Source organism: Rothia sp. CCM 9417, from assembly GCF_048513575.1.
Classification (GTDB): domain Bacteria; phylum Actinomycetota; class Actinomycetes; order Actinomycetales; family Micrococcaceae; genus Rothia.
In genome coordinates, this window is the sequence record NZ_JBLXXT010000008.1 from 68254 (window position 1) to 87239 (window position 18986).

General features: G+C 56.7%; 15 protein-coding genes. 4 read left to right on the forward strand and 11 right to left on the reverse strand.

The window, feature by feature from the left end:
• Nucleotides 1-73: 73 nt before the first annotated feature.
• The 5 genes from cydC to ACN082_RS08885 form a co-directional block, all read right to left on the reverse strand.
• Nucleotides 74-3769: a thiol reductant ABC exporter subunit CydC gene (cydC, locus tag ACN082_RS08865; RefSeq protein WP_419100497.1), complete on the reverse strand. Its 3696-nt coding sequence runs from the start codon at nucleotides 3767-3769 to the stop codon at nucleotides 74-76.
• Between the two features lie 229 nt (nucleotides 3770-3998).
• Nucleotides 3999-5084 carry a cytochrome d ubiquinol oxidase subunit II gene (gene cydB / locus ACN082_RS08870; RefSeq protein WP_419100498.1) on the reverse strand — a complete coding sequence of 362 codons (1086 nt, stop codon included), beginning with the start codon at nucleotides 5082-5084 and terminating at the stop codon, nucleotides 3999-4001.
• Nucleotides 5085-5102: 18 nt separating this feature from the next.
• Nucleotides 5103-6674 (reverse strand): cytochrome ubiquinol oxidase subunit I, encoded by a 1572-nt coding sequence (locus tag ACN082_RS08875; protein ID WP_419100499.1) that lies wholly within the window; start codon nucleotides 6672-6674, stop codon nucleotides 5103-5105.
• Nucleotides 6675-6971: 297 nt separating this feature from the next.
• Nucleotides 6972-7988, reverse strand: coding sequence for a malate dehydrogenase (locus ACN082_RS08880; RefSeq protein ID WP_419100500.1), 1017 nt, complete (start codon nucleotides 7986-7988; stop codon nucleotides 6972-6974).
• Nucleotides 7989-8024: 36 nt separating this feature from the next.
• On the reverse strand, nucleotides 8025-10118 hold the full coding sequence (locus ACN082_RS08885; RefSeq protein ID WP_419100501.1) for a DNA gyrase/topoisomerase IV subunit B: 2094 nt from the start codon (nucleotides 10116-10118) through the stop codon (nucleotides 8025-8027).
• A 178-nt stretch (nucleotides 10119-10296) separates the two neighbouring features.
• Between ACN082_RS08885 and ACN082_RS08890 the strand changes: the two genes are divergently transcribed.
• Nucleotides 10297-10491 (forward strand): DUF7455 domain-containing protein, encoded by a 195-nt coding sequence (locus tag ACN082_RS08890; protein WP_419100502.1) that lies wholly within the window; start codon nucleotides 10297-10299, stop codon nucleotides 10489-10491.
• A 162-nt stretch (nucleotides 10492-10653) separates the two neighbouring features.
• Here ACN082_RS08890 and ACN082_RS08895 read toward each other — a convergent pair whose 3' ends face one another.
• Together ACN082_RS08895 and ACN082_RS08900 are read right to left on the reverse strand one after the other, a co-directional pair.
• On the reverse strand, nucleotides 10654-12126 hold the full coding sequence (locus ACN082_RS08895) for a class I SAM-dependent RNA methyltransferase (RefSeq protein ID WP_419100503.1): 1473 nt from the start codon (nucleotides 12124-12126) through the stop codon (nucleotides 10654-10656).
• 74 nt (nucleotides 12127-12200) lie between these two features.
• Nucleotides 12201-14132, reverse strand: coding sequence for an APC family permease (locus tag ACN082_RS08900; RefSeq protein ID WP_419100504.1), 1932 nt, complete (start codon nucleotides 14130-14132; stop codon nucleotides 12201-12203).
• A gap of 213 nt (nucleotides 14133-14345) precedes the next feature.
• Here ACN082_RS08900 and ACN082_RS08905 point away from each other — a divergent pair, with 213 nt between their 5' ends.
• Both ACN082_RS08905 and ACN082_RS08910 read left to right on the forward strand, forming a co-directional pair.
• Nucleotides 14346-15038 carry a potassium channel family protein gene (locus tag ACN082_RS08905; RefSeq protein WP_419100505.1) on the forward strand — a complete coding sequence of 231 codons (693 nt, stop codon included), beginning with the start codon at nucleotides 14346-14348 and terminating at the stop codon, nucleotides 15036-15038.
• The gene (locus ACN082_RS08910) at nucleotides 15029-15682 is read left to right on the forward strand and encodes a potassium channel family protein (RefSeq protein ID WP_419100506.1); all 654 of its coding nucleotides are present in this window, start codon (nucleotides 15029-15031) and stop codon (nucleotides 15680-15682) included. The genes ACN082_RS08905 and ACN082_RS08910 overlap by 10 nt, the downstream gene beginning before the upstream one ends.
• A 70-nt stretch (nucleotides 15683-15752) precedes the next feature.
• Here the strand turns inward: ACN082_RS08910 and ACN082_RS08915 are convergent, their stop codons facing one another.
• From ACN082_RS08915 to dut, 3 genes are read right to left on the reverse strand one after another with little or no spacing between them, the layout of a single operon-like run.
• The gene (locus ACN082_RS08915) at nucleotides 15753-16271 is read right to left on the reverse strand and encodes an asparaginase (protein WP_419100507.1); all 519 of its coding nucleotides are present in this window, start codon (nucleotides 16269-16271) and stop codon (nucleotides 15753-15755) included.
• Nucleotides 16272-16276: 5 nt separating this feature from the next.
• Complete coding sequence (locus ACN082_RS08920; protein WP_419100508.1) at nucleotides 16277-17074, reverse strand: DUF3710 domain-containing protein; 798 nt, start codon at nucleotides 17072-17074, stop codon at nucleotides 16277-16279.
• 31 nt (nucleotides 17075-17105) lie between these two features.
• A complete protein-coding gene (gene dut, locus ACN082_RS08925; protein WP_419100509.1) occupies nucleotides 17106-17549 on the reverse strand; it encodes a dUTP diphosphatase in 444 nt (147 codons plus the stop codon).
• A gap of 202 nt (nucleotides 17550-17751) precedes the next feature.
• Here dut and ACN082_RS08930 point away from each other — a divergent pair, with 202 nt between their 5' ends.
• A complete protein-coding gene (locus ACN082_RS08930) occupies nucleotides 17752-18228 on the forward strand; it encodes a DUF3093 domain-containing protein (protein WP_419100510.1) in 477 nt (158 codons plus the stop codon).
• A 122-nt stretch (nucleotides 18229-18350) separates the two neighbouring features.
• On the opposite strand, the gene ACN082_RS08935 is transcribed toward ACN082_RS08930, so the two are convergent.
• Complete coding sequence (locus ACN082_RS08935) at nucleotides 18351-18650, reverse strand: DUF4193 domain-containing protein (protein ID WP_419100511.1); 300 nt, start codon at nucleotides 18648-18650, stop codon at nucleotides 18351-18353.
• Nucleotides 18651-18986 lie beyond the last annotated feature (336 nt).

Sequence of the window (18986 nt, forward strand, 5' to 3'; positions counted from 1 at the left end):
AAGCGGGCAGTAGCCTCCTAGACCCACTTCAGCTGGCAGGCCCAATGATTGTGCTCCTTAAACTTCAGTGACTCTAGCGCAAGCTCACCAGGGTGTCACAGGCCTCTATGTCCTCTGCCCTGTGCGAGACCAGCACCACAGCGGGGAGCTTGGTTTTGCCTTCGAGAGCTTGTCCTGGGTTGCGTTTTGTCCCCCTGGCTACCTCATTGATCAGGGCCACGGCAGCGGGGGCATCCAGGTGAGCGGTGGGCTCATCCATCAAGAGCAGAGGAGAGTCCACCAGCAGGGTACGGGCAATAGCGATACGCTGACGCTGTCCACCCGACATGTAGGAGCCACCGGCACCCACCGGGGTGTTCAAACCAGCAGGTAGCAAACGCACGAAGTCGCCTAACCCAACACGGTCCAGCACCTCGTACATTTCTTCTTCGGTGGGGCGTTCATCGGCTGCCCGCGCAATCGCCAGGTTATTAGCAATGGTCGATTCAAAGATATAAGCTGACTGCGGGCACCAGGCCGCATAGCCACGCAGTGACTGCGCATCAAAGATCTTGCCGTTGACACGAATCTGCCCCTGTTCCGCCGGCAGGAAGCCCAGGAGTGTAGCAAGGGCGGTAGTTTTACCTGAGCCCGACGGCCCCGTAATACCCAGCCACTGCCCCGACGATACAGAAGCACTCAGCTGCTTGAATACCGGCTGGTTCATATCGGGCCAACGGGCAGAAAGCGAGTCAAGTTCCAAAGTAATGGAGCTGTGTGCAGACCTGTTCTTTGCACCCACCCCTGGATCACCCAGGATGTCACGGATTTCACCGGACCTAGCGGCTTCAACATCGTCCTTGTGGTGAACTACTTCAAAGTTAGCTCGAGTACGTTCCACAAGAGCCGCGAAGGCAGGCCATGAACGTACCGCTTCAAGGTGACCAGAGGTAGTCTCGAACAGCCCGGTCATCATCAAAACGACAAGGGCGGCAAGAGGAGCGGTGACCTCACCGCTTTCCACAGCAGACCATACCGAAGCCAGCACAGCGAGGGCAGCGCCCCACCAGGTGACAACCATCAGGCCCTGGCCCAAGCCAACAGCTCGTGAACTTCTCAGCTTGGAAGCTGTGCCGGCACCATCTTGGCGAGAGATTGCCAGGGCAACGGTCTGGTCTAGCCCGTTATTGTGCAGGTCGCTGGCAGCATCAAGTGCTGAAACACCCAAGCGGAGCATAGCCGAGGTTTCCCGGCGCGCGACAAAGTCTGCGCGGGCATCGGCCCTGAGAACGAAAGCAGGGATGACCAAGGTTGCACTAAGTGTAGCGAGGACAACGGGAACGACTGCCTGCGGGGTAGCCCAAGCGGTTACTCCCACGACAAGTACCATCACGATAAGGTGTGATGCCACGGGCAGGATAACGCGAGGCATGGCATCACGCAGCTCATCGATGTCTCCCACCAAACGGTCCAGAATCTTGTCACCGCGGAGCAGGGAACGCACTGAAAGGACGGTTCGCCCGGCGGCATCCCAGGCACTGACCCGGAGCCTATTGGCTGCATCGAGGACCAGGTTATGGGTGCGCAGGCGCTCAGCGTAACGGCTCGAAGCTCGGCCCAAACCAAAGAAACGGACACCCGTCACGGCAAGAAGAAGATACATCATAGCTGGCTGTTCAGCAGCACGAACAATCAGCCAGCCCGACAGGGCGGTCAGGCTTACCGCAAAAACAAGGGTAAGAACCGAAAGAAGTACAGGTACTACCGCCCTTGGTAGGCTCAGGCCGGTAATTGAGCCCAATGTTCGCAGGGTTTTGAAGATACCGGGCTTGCGGCGCTTTAGCTGAGGTGAGGCAGACGCAACCGGCACAGTAGAGGGCTCTGAGTCAGCCAGCTGGCCGTTCTCAAGAGCGGTCGCAAGTGATGCCAGAGCAAATTTGCCGAGGCTATGAGCATTCTGCGCTCGGAGTTCCCAATCCACCCCGTGCGGCTTGGGGGTGGCTTCGAGGACATGATTCGTTGCGGCAGCAAGTTCCGTGTCGTGAGTGACAATAATCAGGGTTGCCCCGGTTTCCTGAAGCGCTGCAAGGGCGACGTTCACTTTGGCCGCTGATACTGGATCAAGGTGAGCTGTTGGCTCATCGATCAGGACTGTGACACCTTGCTCTTGTGTCTGGAGCATAGCTACCCGCGCAAGCGCACGCGCAATTGCCAGGCGGCGCATCTGGCCCGAAGAGAGGGACTCGGGCGGAAGTTCGGCCAGGTTACCCAGCCCGACAGCCTCGAGGTACTGCCCAAAGTATTCACGGTCCTCATCGGTAAATTTGATTGACTCATCAAGTAGCCCAGCTGCGTAGTTGATGCCATCGAGGGCACCCTCGCCACGGGTCACAGTTGCGTAGAGGGCTACTTCTGCCAAGGCTGTAGAAGCAATGAAAGTAGGTGATTGGCTAATCCATACGGTGTTACCCAGGCCAGAAACCAAGCCCTGCACCTCAACGGGGCCGGTTGCGCCTGTTGGGACCAGCCCATTGCGCAGGGCACCGCCCAAGACGGACAGTAGCGTGGTTTTACCACACCCTGAGGGGCCGGTAATCGCAGTCGTTGTTCCGTGGACCAGGCTGAAGTTAACACTCGTCAAGGTTTTGGCGCGCCCCGGGTAGGAAACCGATAGCTGACGAACCGAAATCACATCGCCAGCAGGGGCAACCGTGGCGGGTGCTATCGGCTGGTCGATAATGGCCTGTGCTCGGCGGAGGGAAGCAATTCCTTCTTCCGATTGGTGGTAGGCGGTGCCGACATCACGCAGGGGCTGGTAGCACTCGGGGGCTAAGAGTAGCGCGAAGAGAGCGACGTCCAGGCCCAGGTTGCCCTCAATCAGGCGCAGACCAATGAGTACAGCAACAAGAGCTACGGAAATAGTCGTAATAAGTTCCAGCGCAAGGGAGGAAAGGAAGGCACTGCGTAGGGTGTACATGGTTGCTCGCCGGTAGCGCTCCCCCAGTTCACCCAGCGCCTTTGACTGCGCCCGTGATCGGCCCAGGCCAACGAGCACGGGCAAGCCCTTGACCAGCTCAACGATGTGGTCGGAGAGGCGCAGCAAATCGCGCTGAGCGCGGGCGGTGTCCTCCTGAGTAGTGCGACCAATAAGCACCATGAAAAGCGGAATAAGGGGCAAAGTGCACACAATGACCAGGGCTGAAACCCAGTCGTAGATAGCAATGAAGATCAGCAGCAGAGCCGGTATGACCGCGCTAGAAACAAAAGCTGTCAGAGTCTTGGTGTAGTAGTCGTCCAAGGAGTTTAGTCCGCGTGACAGGAGCACTGCTGTTGCGCCGGTACCATCGGGGGTGTCCATACCGCCGGTTGCCAGGACACGTCGAATCATCTTACGGCGGATGACCGTTTTAGCGCCGGTGGCAGCTTTCTGAGCATAAAAGGTCAGTGACCAGTCGGCACCAGCTCGAATCAAGAGAGCCAGCAGACCTGTGAGTGAAAGGGAGAGCAAGCCGGGTTCCATGAAAGGGCTGGCCCAGAGAATACCCGTGAGTTGGGCCTGTCCATTACCTGCAAAAATGGCAAGCTGTTCCTGGTGCGCACTTGAGTAGGTTGCACCCTCGTGAAATACCGAGTAGGTCATGCGAGCCAGCAAGGTCAGTGCTGTACCCAAAACCGCTGCAAAAATAACCAGTGCGAGAGTCTTCACCGCAGTTAAGACCGCGAAGACAGTGAGATTTCGCCTGGCGTGGGGCCCCAGTGGGGGCCGTTTGCTTGAAACGGGAGTCTTCATAGGCTGTGGTGTCCTTGGTGCCGCGAACATTTGTTCATCATTCTAGTGCGTTCTTATGCCGCTACACGGCAAGCTTTTTAGACTACAGCTAGTGGGTATAGGCACACATCAAGACTGATTCCGCCCACAAGGGGGGGGGTGCTGGGGGTAGTCTCCCAGCCCCCCCTCTTGGTCAACACCCAACAGGTGGTAGCAAGGGTGTAGATATGAGTGGATGTTCGAGTTCTTTTTAGAGGCCCCTTGTGTGGGCACTAGTGCGGGTAGGCTGCTGGGCGAGTTCAGTAACATCGTGCGCAGCAGGAATGCTCTCAACCAGCAGACGCTTGCGGAATACCCAGTAGGTCCATCCCTGGTAGACCAGCAGGATAGGAATACCACAGGCCGCTACCACAGACATGATTCTCAGAGTGTACTCGGAGCTCGATGCCTTGGTAATGGTCAGGTCAAAAGCTGAATCCAGGGTTGAGGGTAGGACCTTGGGGTAAAGAGCTAGAAAAACCGCCAGAATAGCGAAACCGATAAAGCTAGCGTACCCGGCAAATGCCCGCCCCTCATAAGCACCAATAGCGCCCAGCCAGCCAGCCCCTAGCGCAATAAGGGCTAAGCCTGTGAGCAGGTAGGACACCATATTGCCTGTGGTTACCTGCATGTACAGGACCCAGAGGATAGCCGGGAGAGCTAGGACGGGTGTCAGCTTGACCAGCGCTGAGCCAGCACGGTAGCGAACATCCCCATCGGTTTTGAGGGCTACAAATGCCAGGCCCATCAGTAGTGACAGCCCGACCATAGAGAATCCGCCCAGAAATACGGCTGGGGTGACCCAGGCAAAGGCGCCGCCTACACGGTCGCCGTTAGCGTCAAGGGGTAAGCCCGTTGAGGTTGTGGCCAGCAGTGCCCCCACTAAGAAGGCGATCACGAAAGATCCCAGAGTAATAGCGGTATTCCAACCGGCAATCCAGCGCTCGCTCTTCTTCTTGCCCCGGTACTCAATAGCCACAGCGCGGAAGATGAGTGCTAAAAGAGCAAGGGTCAGGGGAATATAGAGAGCCGAGAAGAGAGCAGCATACCAGAAGGGGAAGGCCGCGAAGGTGGCGGCACCTGCGGTCACGACCCATACCTCATTGCCGTCCCAGACCGGGCCGATAGTGTTCAGGAGCAGGCGGCGCTCTTTTTCGTCTTTGGCAAAGAAAGGGCTCATGAGCATACCTACACCCAGGTCAAAACCGTCCAGAATGATGTAGCCCACCCAGAAGAAACCAACGACGGCGAACCAGATGGTGGGTAGAAGAGGCTGGTTAGCAAAAAGCTCAAACATGGTGTGCAAGCCCCTTTCCTAATAGGCAAAAGCGAGGACGTCTCGGTCCTGGCTGAGGTCAGTTTCGTGAGGATCTTCTACCAGCTCTGGCATGGCTGCTACAAGGCCAGCCTTGACGTACTTAGCTAGCAGGTAGATTTCAACCACCATCAGCACACCATAGACCAGGCCCAGTGAGATCAGGGAGAAGAGCACTTCAAAGCCGGATACTCCCGGTGAGACGGCGGCGGCGGTGAACATCATGATGGCGGGGTTACCTTCGGGGTTGGGGGCAACGACGAAAGGCTGACGGCCCATTTCGGTGAAGATCCAGCCAGTAGCATTAGCACCAAAAGGGGCGAGGATACCGGCAATAGCCAGGTTTGATATCCAGCGGGCTCCGGGCACGGTACCTTCCCCTTTCTTGCGGGTGACCCACAGGACGTAGAGGAAGGAAAGGGCGCTGATACCACCGAAGGTAATCATGCCGCGGAAGCCGTAGTAGGTAACTTCCATGAGGGGTAGGTAGTTGATTTCGTTGCCTGCACGGTCACCGTAAAGTTCTGGGTTATCGGGCAGGTGAGTGCCGTAGGTTTGCTGGTACTGAGGGAGCAGGGTATTGATACCGGCGACATCGGTAGTGAAGTTGTTGTAGGCCAGGAAGGAGAGCAGGCCGGGAATTTCGATAACGGCTTGTACCTTATCGCAATCCTGGGCGCCGGGCGAGGAGAGGGAGAGCAGGGAGAAGCCTGTCCCGTCGTGGCAGGCAGCTTCTGCGGCGGCCATCTTCATGGGCTGTTGCTCAATCATGAGCTGGGCCTGGTGGTGGCCGGTAAAAGCTGTACCGATAAAGGCCGCGAAACCAACGATTGCACCGATGCGTAGTGACTTGAACCAGACGGAAAAGTCAGCTTTGTCGCGTGCGCCCTCGGTGCTCTCGCCCACAAGAACCCTACCGTTTTCGCCCATGGTGTCGATGCCGTCCTGGCGGCGCTTCCAGAGCTTGTACCAGGCAATACCAACCAGAAAACCACCAGCTACCTGGAGAGAGCCGAAGATAGCGTGGGGGTAGGCAACCAGGGCAGTGTTGTTGGTGAGCACTGCCCATACGTCGGTCATGACGGGGCGGCCCTCAACCAGTTCAACGCCCACGGGGTGCTGCATCCAGGAGTTAGCCACAATGATGAAATAGGCCGAGAGCCAGGAGGCGGCTACTGCCAGGAAGAGGCAGGTGGCGTGTACTTTGGGCTTGAGTTTGTCCCAGCCAAAAATGAAGAGGCCCAAGAAGGTGGATTCGACGAAGAAGGCCAGCAGACCTTCCATGGCCAGAGGCGCACCGAATACGTCGCCTACGAAGCGTGAGTATTCGCTCCAGGCCATGCCGAATTGGAATTCTTGGACCAAGCCGGTGGCCACGCCCATAATGAAGTTAATCAGGTAGAGCTTGCCCCAGAACTTGGTCATTCGCTTGTATTCGTGTTTCTGGGTGCGTACGTAGGCGATGTAGAAGCCGGCGACAACCGCGCCCAGGCCCAGGGTCAGCGGCACCATCATGAAGTGGTAGACGGTGGTGATACCGAATTGCCACCGCGCTATTTCGAGGGGGTCCATGAACAATCCTAAAGGTGATGTGGGTGGAGGGCTGAACTATCCCTGTTTGAAAGACAACCCAGCAGTCTGGGCAGGTAGGCCCTCTTTGAGTAACTTGCTTTAGAATAACTGACCTTGATGAGCGCTAACTTAGGGTGTATTTGACCCGAAATAACAGTGATTTGACGGGCATGAAAAGGTCATTTAAACGCTAAGGCTCCCGCTGGTATGAAATCCACCAGCGGGAGCCTAACCTTCTACTTATCCCTCTTCAAGGGTTTGAGGGTATGGAGCATAGTCACAGGCCTGAGCTTTCTTCTATCGAGGACCCAGCAGCCCCAAGGAGGCCACGGCCTGTTTCTCCTCAACCAGCTCAGCGACAGAAGCCGCTATGCGCTTTTGAGAGAAATCTGAGTGTTCTAGACCGTGAATAATCTCATACACCCCACCGGTGCAACGTACCGGGAATGAGCTAATAATCCCTTCGGCTACCCCATAGGAGCCGTCCGAGGGCACAGCCATAGAGGTCCAGCTCTCCCCCGTTCCCAGCACCCAGTCATGTACATGCATGAGGGCAGCATGGGCCGCAGAAGCTACAGAAGAGCCCCCTCGTACCGAGATAACCTCAGCCCCACGGTTGGCGACCTTGGAGATAAAGGTGTTCTCTAGCCAGTCCTGGCCCAGTCCCTGCTGGGTCAGCAGGTCCACAGCAGACCGTCCGGCAACAGTCGCGTGGAAGAGGTCCGGGTACTGGCTAGCTGAGTGGTTGCCCCAGATAGCAACTCCCTCAATCTGATCTACAGGGCTGCCAGTAGCCAAAGCCAGCTGAGCAACGGCGCGGTGGTGATCCAGACGGGTCAGAGCGGTAAATCGCTCCAGAGGCACATCGGGAGCGTGGCTGGCGGCAATGAGCGCATTGGTATTAGCAGGGTTGCCCACGACTGCGACCTTGATGTCATCGGCCGCACGATCGTTTATTGCCCGGCCCTGCACGGAGAAGATACCGCCGTTAGCCTCCAGCAGGTCGGCCCGTTCCATTCCCTTGGTGCGGGGGCGGGAACCAATCAGTAAAGCAAGGTTTGCGCCCTCAAAACCGGTATTGGGGTCATCGGTGACGTCAATTGATTCCACCAGGGGGAAGGCGCAATCGGCAAGTTCCATCGCGGTACCTTCTGCCGCTTTGAGACCGGCAGGTATTTCAAGTAGCCGCAGGCGGACGGGGGTGTCAGCGCCCAGCATCTCCCCCGCCGCAATACGGAAGAGGCTGGCGTAGCCGATCTGACCGGCTGCGCCGGTAACGGTGACAGTAACGGGGTGCTTCATTGTATGTGTCATGCATAACACTTTACCCTGCACCGGGCATCAAGAGGCTTAGGCGTCGATTGCTGTATGGTCCAGCTTATGGGCGCCGCTGATAATAAAGTCCTTACGGGGCGCAACCTCTGATCCCATCAGCAGGGTAAAAGCCCGTTCGGCGGCTTCAGCATCTTCCACCCGTACGCGCCGTAGCATACGCTGGCGGGGGTCCATGGTGGTTTCTGCAAGCTGGTCAGCGTCCATCTCGCCCAGCCCCTTATAGCGCTGGATAGGTTCCTTATAGCTTTTACCCTCAGATTCTAGGCGGGCAAGGAGTTCGTGCAGTTCCTTCTCGCTGTATGTGTAAATCATCTCGTTGGCGGTCCCGCGCTTAATCACCTCTACCCGGTGCAGGGGCGGCACAGCCGCATAGACATGCCCTTGTTCCACCAGAGGCCGCATATAGCGGTAGAAGAGTGTCAGGAGCAAGGTGCGGATGTGGGCACCGTCCACGTCCGCATCGGTCATCATAATGATTTTGTTATAGCGTTTCTGCTCCAGGTCAAAGGTACGCCCCGACCCGGCACCAATTACCTGAATGATGGCCGCGCACTCGGCGTTGGCCAGCATATCTGTCAGGGAAGCCTTCTGGACATTCAGGATCTTGCCTCGAATAGGGAGCAGGGCCTGGTAGTTGGAGGAACGGGCCAGGCGGGCCGTCCCCAAAGCCGAGTCGCCCTCAACGATAAAGAGCTCGGACTTTTCAACGTCGGTGGAGCGGCAGTCCACCAGCTTGGTGGGCATAGATGAAGTTTCCAGGGCATTTTTGCGGCGCTGGGTTTCCTTATGAACTCGCGCGGAGATACGCGATTTCATTTCGGCAACGACTTTCTCGCTGACGGCGGCCGCCTGAGTTTTTTCGCCGCGAGCGGTTGAGTTGAGTTTGCTAGCCAATTCCTTGGCAACAACCTTAGAAACAATCTGGCGCACAGCGGGGGTGCCCAGAATCTCCTTGGTCTGGCCCTCAAACTGGGGCTCCGCCAGGCGCACAGTCAGCACGGCGGTCAGGCCTGCAAGAACGTCGTCCTTCTCAATCTTGTCGTTACCAGCCTTAAACTTGCGGGCATTATCGGCAATGTGCTTGCGGAAAGTTTTCAGTAGACCCTGTTCGAAGCCGGTCTGATGTGTACCGCCCTTGGGGGTAGCAATAATATTGACGAAGGTCCTGAGTTTGGTCTCGTAGCCGGTGCCCCAGCGCAGAGCAAGATCGACCTCGCATTCCCGTTCAACCTCAGTGAGCTGAGAGTGCCCCTCTGCATCGAGGACGGGGACCGTTTCGGTAAAAGTCTCGCTACCGCTAAAGCGCCAGATATCGGTAACCGCCTGGTCCTGGGCCAGGTAGTCCACAAACTCCGCGATACCACCGTCATGTTGAAATACTTCTTCGTGGGTTTCGTGCTCACCGGGGGTACCGGGCAGGCGGCGTTCATCACGCACGGCAATACGCAGGCCTGGAATCAGGAAAGCAGTCTGGCGGGCCCGGGCGGCCAGTTCGCTGTAGCTAAAACGGGCGTCCGGAGTAAAAATCATGGGGTCAGCCCAGTAACGCACACGGGTACCGGTCACACCGCGTTTGGCCTTACCGATAATCTCAAGAGCCTGACCAGAGGGCTTGAAAGGAGCCTGCGGTTTGGGGGTCCGTCCGTCCTCGAAGATACCGGGTACCCCGTGTCTAAAGCTCATTTGGTAGGTTTTACCGCCACGGTCCACCTGCACATCTAGACGGGAGGACAGCGCGTTGACCACCGATGCACCAACACCGTGCAAGCCCCCCGATGCAGTATAGGAACCACCACCGAACTTACCGCCAGCGTGGAGCTTGGTATAGACCACCTCAAGGCCAGATAGGCCCGTGCGGGGTTCTATATCGGTGGGTACACCACGCCCATCGTCCTGCACTTCAACGGAACCGTCCTTGTAGAGAACAACCTGAATTGACTGGCCATACCCGGCTAGTGCCTCGTCTACAGAGTTATCGATAATCTCCCAGAGACAGTGCATCAGGCCACGGGAATCGGTAGAGCCAATATACATGCCGGGGCGCTTACGAACAGCTTCAAGGCCTTCGAGCACAGATAGGTTGCGCGCGGTATAGGTGTTTGCGGCCACGGAACTCTCCTGGGATTACGGGTGGGGCGTGCCTATTTAGTTTAGTACACGCCCAGGTAGGGGCGGGCTGGCTTCGGGGCGGGTGTCGTTTAAGTGCTGTGGGCGAAAGGACAAGCTTTAAGGCACCGAAAGTGGTTGTATGGGAAGTAAACCAACTTATATTGAAAAGGAGCTATCGATGGCTACTACTCTTGAAGCCCGTGAACTCACCACTGCCGACCGTTGCGATGCTTGCGGTGCCCAGGCTTATCTGCGAGTAGTACTGGCATCGGGCAACGACCTTCTCTTCTGCGGCCATCATGCCCGTCAGAAAGAAGATGCTCTGCGCGAGGTAGCTAGAGAGTGGGACGACCAGACCGAGCGCCTCAGGTAAGGTTCCACAAGCAGAATCAGATAAGTGCCCATGAAGCTGCTTATTTTGCTGGCCTGAAAGTGGATCAATCCCTTGAGAACCAGTATCGCACCCCAGCCAAGTACCTATGGCGGGTATGTATCTTCTTATCTTCAAAAGGTGAGATACATACCCGCCATAAGTTTACTTGCGAGTAAAGACAGCAAGAGCTTCCACATGGTGGGTGTTGGGGTACATATCGAACCCTTGCACAGAGGCCAGCTGCCACCCAGCCTGGCCTAGGTAGCCGGTGTCTCGCCCCAAAGCAGCAGGATCACAGGCCACATAAACAATGGTGGCGGGGTTGAGCTCGTTCACCTGCTCCATGACCTTTTTACCTGCGCCCTCGCGGGAGGGGTCGCAGATGACAAGATCGGGTGTGGGAAAACGTCCGGCCAGCGCCTGAGGGCCGAGCTTGCCCAAGACGGCTGAGACGTCACCGCGTTCAAGTCGCACACTGGTACGTTCTGATCGGTGGGTTCGGGAGGGACCTTGGGCAGCAAAGTTGGTGCGGGCGTTACGGTGAGTGGTAGCTGACCCTTCTACTGAAAGAACCGTGCCCTTATCCCCTACCGCATCAGCCGCTAGGGCGGTGAAGAGGCCAGCACCTGCGTAGAGGTCGTAGACTGTCATGCCCTTTTTCAGCTTGGTAGCTTCAAGTACCGCATTCCCCAGTACCTCCGGGGCAGAACGGTGAATCTGCCAGAAGCCGGTGGCATCAACCAGCCAGTAGAAATCTTGGGCATAGACAGTTGCCGTTTCAAGCAGCTCGGTGTTCCCAGCACCCAGAACTACCTCCTGGGGCTTGGTGCCGCGTTTGCGTCCACCCTGCTTTTCGGGGCGGAAGATGAGAGTAATTTGGCGGTCTTCCAGCGAGCCCCACAGCTTGCGACACTGGTCTTCGATTGCAGGGGCAACGTCGGTAGGTCTTGTCTGAGCAGATACCCAGAAAACCAGGGTCACCATGTTGCTGGCGGAAACTGCTGCATCAAGCCGCGCAAGGCCCTCCAGGGTAAGCTTGTGAAGCTCAAGCTCTTGCAGACGCATATCGGCCAGGGGGAAACTCTCAAGGGGGACAGGTTCGGAGGACGAGTGCCTAAACATGGCGATTTTCCCGCTCTCCCGTTCAACGGTGTAGTGAACGCGGGTCCGCCAACCGAGGTCTGCTGGGCCCTCACCCTCAAGGGGTAACTCCTGCACCTGAAGCTGGGTGATGAGTGGATGCTCAGCCGAAAGACCGCCCAATCGTACCAGCTGTTCAGCCAGTACCTGGCGCTTGTAGTCTCGCTGGGTAGCGGGTAGCAGGTGCCCGTATTCCATTCCTCCCAGAGGGTTCTCCTGGGCGAGCGCATCGGCTGGTTCCCAGGGGTGGGGGCGGCGGTGGGGTGAAGGCTGGTCAACAGCGATAACATCAGCGAAGAAGTACCGCCCCTTGGGACCGCGCCCGGTAATCCGCGCCAGCGCGGTCTCGCCTACAACCGCGTGGCGCACAAAGACAACACGCTCACCAACTCTAGCCACCATGGCACCGCCGTGTGCCGGCCGCTCGGGTGTTACCTGCACGAGGCTACCTATGTCGAAGCTGGCGGTGTCTGTGGTGGGATTTTGCGTGTTCATATGTTCTCGTATCAGGAATAGGGCTCATGGCAGGTGGCCAGTAAGCCAGAAAAGGGGAAGGCAGGCTCAGTCATTTATTGTTCGAGTTGCCATGGGACTGACGCTACCACTACTCCGGGCTCATGGCGTAGCCGACCCCTGAGTTTGTGAGCTGTTCGGCGGTGCAGGAACCTTTGCCAGCGGTGTGCCACCACATATTCAGGCAGGTAAATCACCACAACATCGCGGGGTGATTTTTGCCTCCGATGATGGATGTAGTCGAGCACACTTGCTACGGGATCGCGGTAGGGCGAATCAAGAACGGTCAGGTTCACCGGTAGTTGCAGAGCGTTCCAGGTATCGATGTTTTCGCGGGTTCGGGCCTCATCAACATTGACGAGCAGGGCTTCAACAGAGGACGGGCGCGAGGCCCGTGCATAGGCCAGAGCCCGCAAAACGGGCTTGCGTACCCGCTCAACATACACCAGGGCGTGGACGCGGGATGGTAGGGCGCAGTCACGCGCTAGTTCTTGCAGGTTACCGTCCAGGTCTAGCTGCTGGTCGATACGCGTGTAGTGTTTGTTGATTTTGCTCATAGTCCAAGTCAAGAAAAGTATGAGAAGGGTGGTAACCCAGGCTCCGTGCGTGAATTTAGTCAGGATAATGACGGTAAGAACGATGACAGATGCGCTAGCGCCAATTGCTGTGATAGCTATATCCCGCCAGATATGCTGTCGTTTTTTACGGTCCAGGGTGATACGTTGGGCTTTCCACCTGTTCCGTAGCACAGCGTACTGGGTCAGTGTCATGGCAGTAAAGACACCTACGATGTACATCTGTACAAGCGTGTGGACATCGGGCCCGACCACCGCTACCAGGAACATAGCGCTAAGGCCTAGGGCAAGCACACCGTTGGCGTAAAGCGAGCTGGAACTGCGAGCTGAAAGTTGCACCGGTAGGTACTGTTTGGCTGCGATAGTTGTTGCCAGCATGGGGAAGCCGGTAAAGGCTGTCATAGCGGCCACAATCAAGACCCCTACCGTTGCAATACCCATCAGGACGCTTGCCAGCTGGTGGGCAAAAATTGCTTGGGTAATCTGGAGCAGAACAGGGACCTGGTGGAAATCGTCCCCTGCTGGTTGACCGTCAATTATCAGGAGGTTGGGGTCAATCGCAAAAACTACACCTGTTTTTTGGGCTAGATAGAGCACCCCCAGCAGAGAGACCGCTGAAAGCCCACCGACAATCATCAAGCTGGTTGCGGCATTCCGCTGGCGTGGCGGTGCAAAAGCGTTCACCGCGTTGCTGATGGTGTTAACACCGGTAAGAGCCACAGAGCCGGAGGCAAAAGCCCGGAGCAGCAGTAGCCCCATACCGGTTTGGGTCGTAAGAGTGTTCATTGCGTCCTTATCGCTAACTAGCCGGTAGGAGGCTGAGGAAGCTAGGCCTAAGTCACCTGAGCTATCGGCAATGATGCCGCAAGCAATAAGGCCGGTCAGAAGAATCAAGAAGAAATAGGAGGGGAGGTGCGAGATTCCCAGCATAAATTTAAGCCCGCGCAAGCACAGAAGGGTTACTAGCGCAATGAGTGAGCAGGCAATGAGCCTTTGGTGCCCCAGAATTGCGGGGGTGATGGACTCGAGGTATTGGGCTGCCGATGAGAGAGATACCGCGACCGTGAGGATAAAGTCCACCATGAGGGCCGCGCCCAGAAGCATTGCCGCACCAGTTCCCAAATTCTGGTGAACCAGGGCAAAGTCGCCTTTCTCCCCTACCCTATTGATGTTGTACCGGTAGGTTCCCACCACGATCAGGAGGATCAGAGCAATTCCCAGTCCCACAAAGGGTGAGTAGACGAGGGCACCGTGACCGGCAATGAGCAGAGTGAGCATGATTTCATCGGGTGCGTAAGCAACAGACGACAGCCCATCTGCACCAAAGAGCGGCAGGGCACGGCGCTTAGGCAGATTGCCTTTTTTTGCGTGTCTACTGGTGACGGGCGCACCAAGCACTAGGTGGCTGAACACACTCCGAATATTCTTCACAGGTAGTAACCGTAGTCGTTTGGCGCCTCAAAGAACAGCCGTACACACCACATTTTCTGTGCACACAGTAGCTCGATTGCCCGCGAACAGCCCTTAGCCCATGGGTTCGGTGCTCTGAGGGGCGTAGACTAGGGTGAGGCTTCGGCATGTGGCGGAGCCAGTTTGTGTTCCCTATACGATGTGATGAGGTGCGGTGTGCCCCATTTTGTAATTATGGGCGCGGGGCGTGTTGGAGTCATGCTAGCCCATACTTTGGAAGACGCCGGTCACTCGGTGGCTGTTATCGACCAAGACGACCGCTCTTTCCGCCGCCTGCGCAAAGATTTTGCGGGCAAGAAAGTTACCGGTGTCGGCTTTGATCGAGAAACCCTCAAGCGAGCTGGAATTGAACATGCCTACGCTTTTGCGGCTGTGTCCTCTGGAGATAACTCCAATATCATTGCCTCGCGTGTGGCTCGTGAGACCTTCGGCGTTCGGCACGTTGTTGCCCGCATCTATGACCCCAACCGTGCAGAGTTTTATCAGCGTCTAGGTGTTCCCACGGTGGCAGCTGTTCGGTGGTCCACTGATCAGGTGCTCCGCCGTATCTTGCCGGAGCAGGCTATGGCTGGTGACTTCCGTGAGGCCTCAGGCCGCCTCATGCTGGGTGAGCTCCAGCTCCACGAGGCCTGGGCTGGTCATGCCATTACCGAGATTGAACAAGCAGCTGGCGTGCGAATGGCCTACATTACCCGCTTTGGGGAGGGTATGCTTCCCACCCCAGAAAGCTCCTACCAGCAGGGTGACACTCTGCACGCTATGATGCGCACCGAAGACATCAACGATATCGTGAGGATCTTAAGCGAGCCCCCTGCCCAAGACAGCGAAGGTGATCTGCAGTGGAAGTAATAGTTATTGGTGCAGGTTCCGTAGGTTCATCGAGCGCCCGAGAACTTCTTTCGCATGGGCACTCGGTTACTGTTATCGATATTAAGCCCGAGGCCATTAGCCGGAGCGATATTCAGCACGCCCACTGGGTTATCGGTGATGCCTGTGAGCTATCGGTTCTGCGTCAGGCCAAGCCAGAGAACGCCGACGTAGTGGTCGCGGCTTCTGGCGACGATAAAACTAACCTGGTAGTTTCTCTACTTGTTCGCAGTGAATTCGGGGTTCCCCGTACCGTAGCCCGCGTCAATAACCCCAAGAATGAGTGGCTTTTTGACGATTCCTGGGGTGTGGATGTTGCGGTATCCACCCCGCGTCTGATGACCGCCCTAGTAGAAGAGGCCGTAGAGGTTGGTGACGTGATCCGCCTGCTGACCCTCAAATCAGGCAGTGCCACCCTGGTCGAATACACCGTACCTGCCAATCATCCCATTATCGGGCACACCGTTAACAACGTACAGTGGCCCTACGAAGCCACCCTGACCGCTATTCTCCGCGATGGTTCCCCCATAGCGCCCAGCGGCGATGATGTCCTAGAAGCAGGTGACGAGCTCTTCTTTGTGACCACCCCTGCCGGTGAGGACGACATCCGCGCCCTCTTCAGCTAGAGGCAGTTTCTCTTACCAGTAAGGCCCCCGCTCTCTGACAGAACGGGGGCCTTTGGCTTGGGGACTTGCCCTACATGTTGGGCACAATCTCGTAGCGAGGGTTATACATGGTGGGTGTATCTTCTCTGGTGCTAAGCATGCCGGAGACCCGCAGATAGCCGCCCGCTTCGATACCCGGGACCTGGTGCTGGCCCAGCCAAATCAGGGTCAGCCTCACCCCCGGTTTCAGCGGCGGAAAATCAGGAAAAAGGACACGTGAAACAGCCTTAGTCACACTAAAACGACTAGTAAAGCCTGTTTCGGCATCCAGCACCGAAATCTCACCGGTTGGGGTATCCTCTGTGGTGCTGACATCGGCAGTGTCATCCAGGTCTTCACCGGTTTCTGCAATGGGCATACCCGTCATAGGGTGTGTTTTTGCCGGAGGAAGCGGCCTAGAACGTTCAACGCCTAGCGTCACCTCAAACCGGGGGCTCATCCCGGCATGGGATATGCGAACAAGTTCTACCCGGCCAGCAACGCGTGCTCTGAACCGCTCCGGGTAGTCTTCAAGACGGGTCACCGTGCCCTGGTGTTCAGTCTCGCCCACAGTGCTTAACCGATCTCGGTGATTTCAGGGCCGCGGCGGGGAACTTCCAATGAAGGCTTAGATGAGTCCCCTTCATGGGCAGCCGCCTGCTGTTGGGCTGCGGCTTCCTGAATATTCTGGGGAACGCGCATGGGGAGCAGGTCGCGGGGAGCCATGGGTTTGGAGCCACGGTTAACAACAATATTCCGGAGCACTTCTTCAAGCGCGCTAGCGTCCTGCCCAGGAAGTACAGCCTTGCCTGAGAAAACACCGCGAACAAACCAGCGGGGGCCATCGATGCCTACAAAGCGGGCAATTCTAAAGCCCTTGCGACCGTCGGGCAGTTCGGCAGGTACACGTGTGATGAGCTGACGCCCAAAAGCACCGTCGGAAAATTCTACCTGGCCGCCCTGTTGCCGAACACTCTCGGAGAGCTCATGACGGATATCCTCCCAAATACCGCGACTCTTGGGGGCAGCGAATGCCTGGACCTGGAGTGAGCCTTCGCCCATCTGCAGGGTCACCGCGATCACCTGCTGAGATTTTGTATCTGCTTCAAGTCGCAGGTTCAAACCGGGGTTGCTCTTGATGAACAGGCCACCTAAGTCAATGTACTGATGGCCAGTAGACTTTTCGGAGATATCCCAGGGGCCGTCCTCACGGCTAAAAACAACAGGGGTATCGTCACTCGTCGGGCCGGTAGCCTTGTCAGCTGACTCGTCGAGTGCAGCCTCCTGCTCGGGTGAAGGGTTCTCAGGCTCTTCTACCTTCTCGGCATCTGCCCTCGCGACCTCTTCCTGCTTTTTCTTGCCAAAACCAAACATTGACTCTCCTGGGTAAAAGTTTTACTGATAACTACTGTACGCCGGTTGAGCCAAAGCCCGAAGAACCGCGTTCAGTTTCATCAAGCTCATCAACCAGGCTGAAGATGGCTGTCTCAAAACGCTGGATGACCAGCTGGGCAATACGGTCACCACGCTTGACCGCAAAGCTCTTCTCACGGTCGGTGTTGAGCAGGCTTACCATCAGCTCACCCCGGTACCCTGAATCGACTGTGCCGGGCGCATTCACAATGGTGATTCCGTGCTTAGCAGCCAGCCCTGAGCGGGGGTGCACTAGCCCTACATATCCCTCGGGCAGGGCGATAGCCACACCGGTAGGGACCAGGGCGCGTTCCCCAGGGGCAAGGGTCAGGTCAATGCGCGAACGCAGGTCTGCTCCGGCATCTCCCGGCTGCGCATAGGCTGGTGGCTCAAGCCCTTCATCGAGCATCTTGATTTCAACATGTATCTGATTCATCACCCCTATACTGTACCCGGCATAGAGCTAAAAGTGATTCTCCCCAGAGATCAAGGACTTAACTGACCAAGAAATTGGTTTCACCGGTTTCAGGTTGAAAACAGCACATCAGCCCAAGTTCCTCTTCTATCTCGTAGACTTGTGAACGGCACTTATTCATCAGGATAGGTGACTTCCCACCGAATATTTAGCAAAGGAAACCATGTCTGCTAGCCCCGCTACCGTGCTTTATAAAGAACGTCTTGCTCCCGGGGTAGGTCTCTGGCTGGGATGCCTAGGAGCTGGCCTTGCTTCCTTCCTGGTGGGCGCTCCCATCAATATCGCCGCCGGTATTGTAGCGGGTATCATTGTTGCCCTGTCGGTAGGTGCCCTACTCTATGGGACCTCGCCAACTCTAGAAATTACTGAGTCGACTGTTCGCTTTGGCCGTGCCCGTATTGAACGCGAATTTATAGGACGCGCTGAGGCTTTCAGAGGTGAAGACGCGCGAGTTGCCACTGGCCCTGCGCTTGATGGCCGCGCCTACATGTGCTTCAGGGGCTGGATTACTTCCGTCATCCGGGTGGAAATTACCGATCCTGCTGACCCCACCCCCTACTGGATCGCTTCAAGCCGTCACCCCGAAAAAATTGCAGAAATCCTGAACCAGGGCCTAGCCGCTGACCAAGACGCCTCATAAGTGCTCAGCTGCGCGTGTCTGGGGTTATGCAAGGCACTAACCTTTCTAGGTCAATAGATACAGAAAGAGCCGGATGCAATCAGCGCATTCGGCTCTTTAGTTACTCGTTCTTAGGCTAAGGGTTAGCTCTCGCATTCGATGCAGAACTTGAAATCGCCCTCTTCGCGGGCAATCTGCGAACGGTGACGCACCAGGAAGCAGGAGCCGCAGGTGAACTCGTCCTCCTGCGCGGGCAGAACTACAACGTTCAGTTCCTCGTTAGAGAGGTCAGCGCCGGGGAGCTCAAAACTTTCGGCTGCTGCGTTCTCATCCTCATCAACAGCGCCTGACTGCATTTCTGAGGGGCGTGATCGCAATTCCTCAAAAGACTGGTCTTTGCTGTCTTCATCCTGCTTGCGAGGTGCATCGTAATCGGTTGCCATATTTTCTCCGTAAACTGTGCGAAGGGTAGATACCCCAGGGTCGGTGAGGTACCTGCACCTCGTTGGGTCACTCCGTTAGCGCCGGTCTAGGCAAATCCCATAGGCCCTCAGAGTTGATGAGGTGACGGGTAGAATTGTTCACCATTAGTTCTCAGATTGCAAGTAGAACGTTCATGTTCTGGCCCAGCGAGTCACAAACTGGCTCGAAGCGCCAGGCGCATCATTCAGGGCATCTCAAGTTGTGCTTGAGATTAAGAGAATAATCCTGAGATATGGCTGTTTTTTCAATCTTCCGCCCCATGAAAGGCCACTTTCTGCCTCAAGCACAGCTTGAGA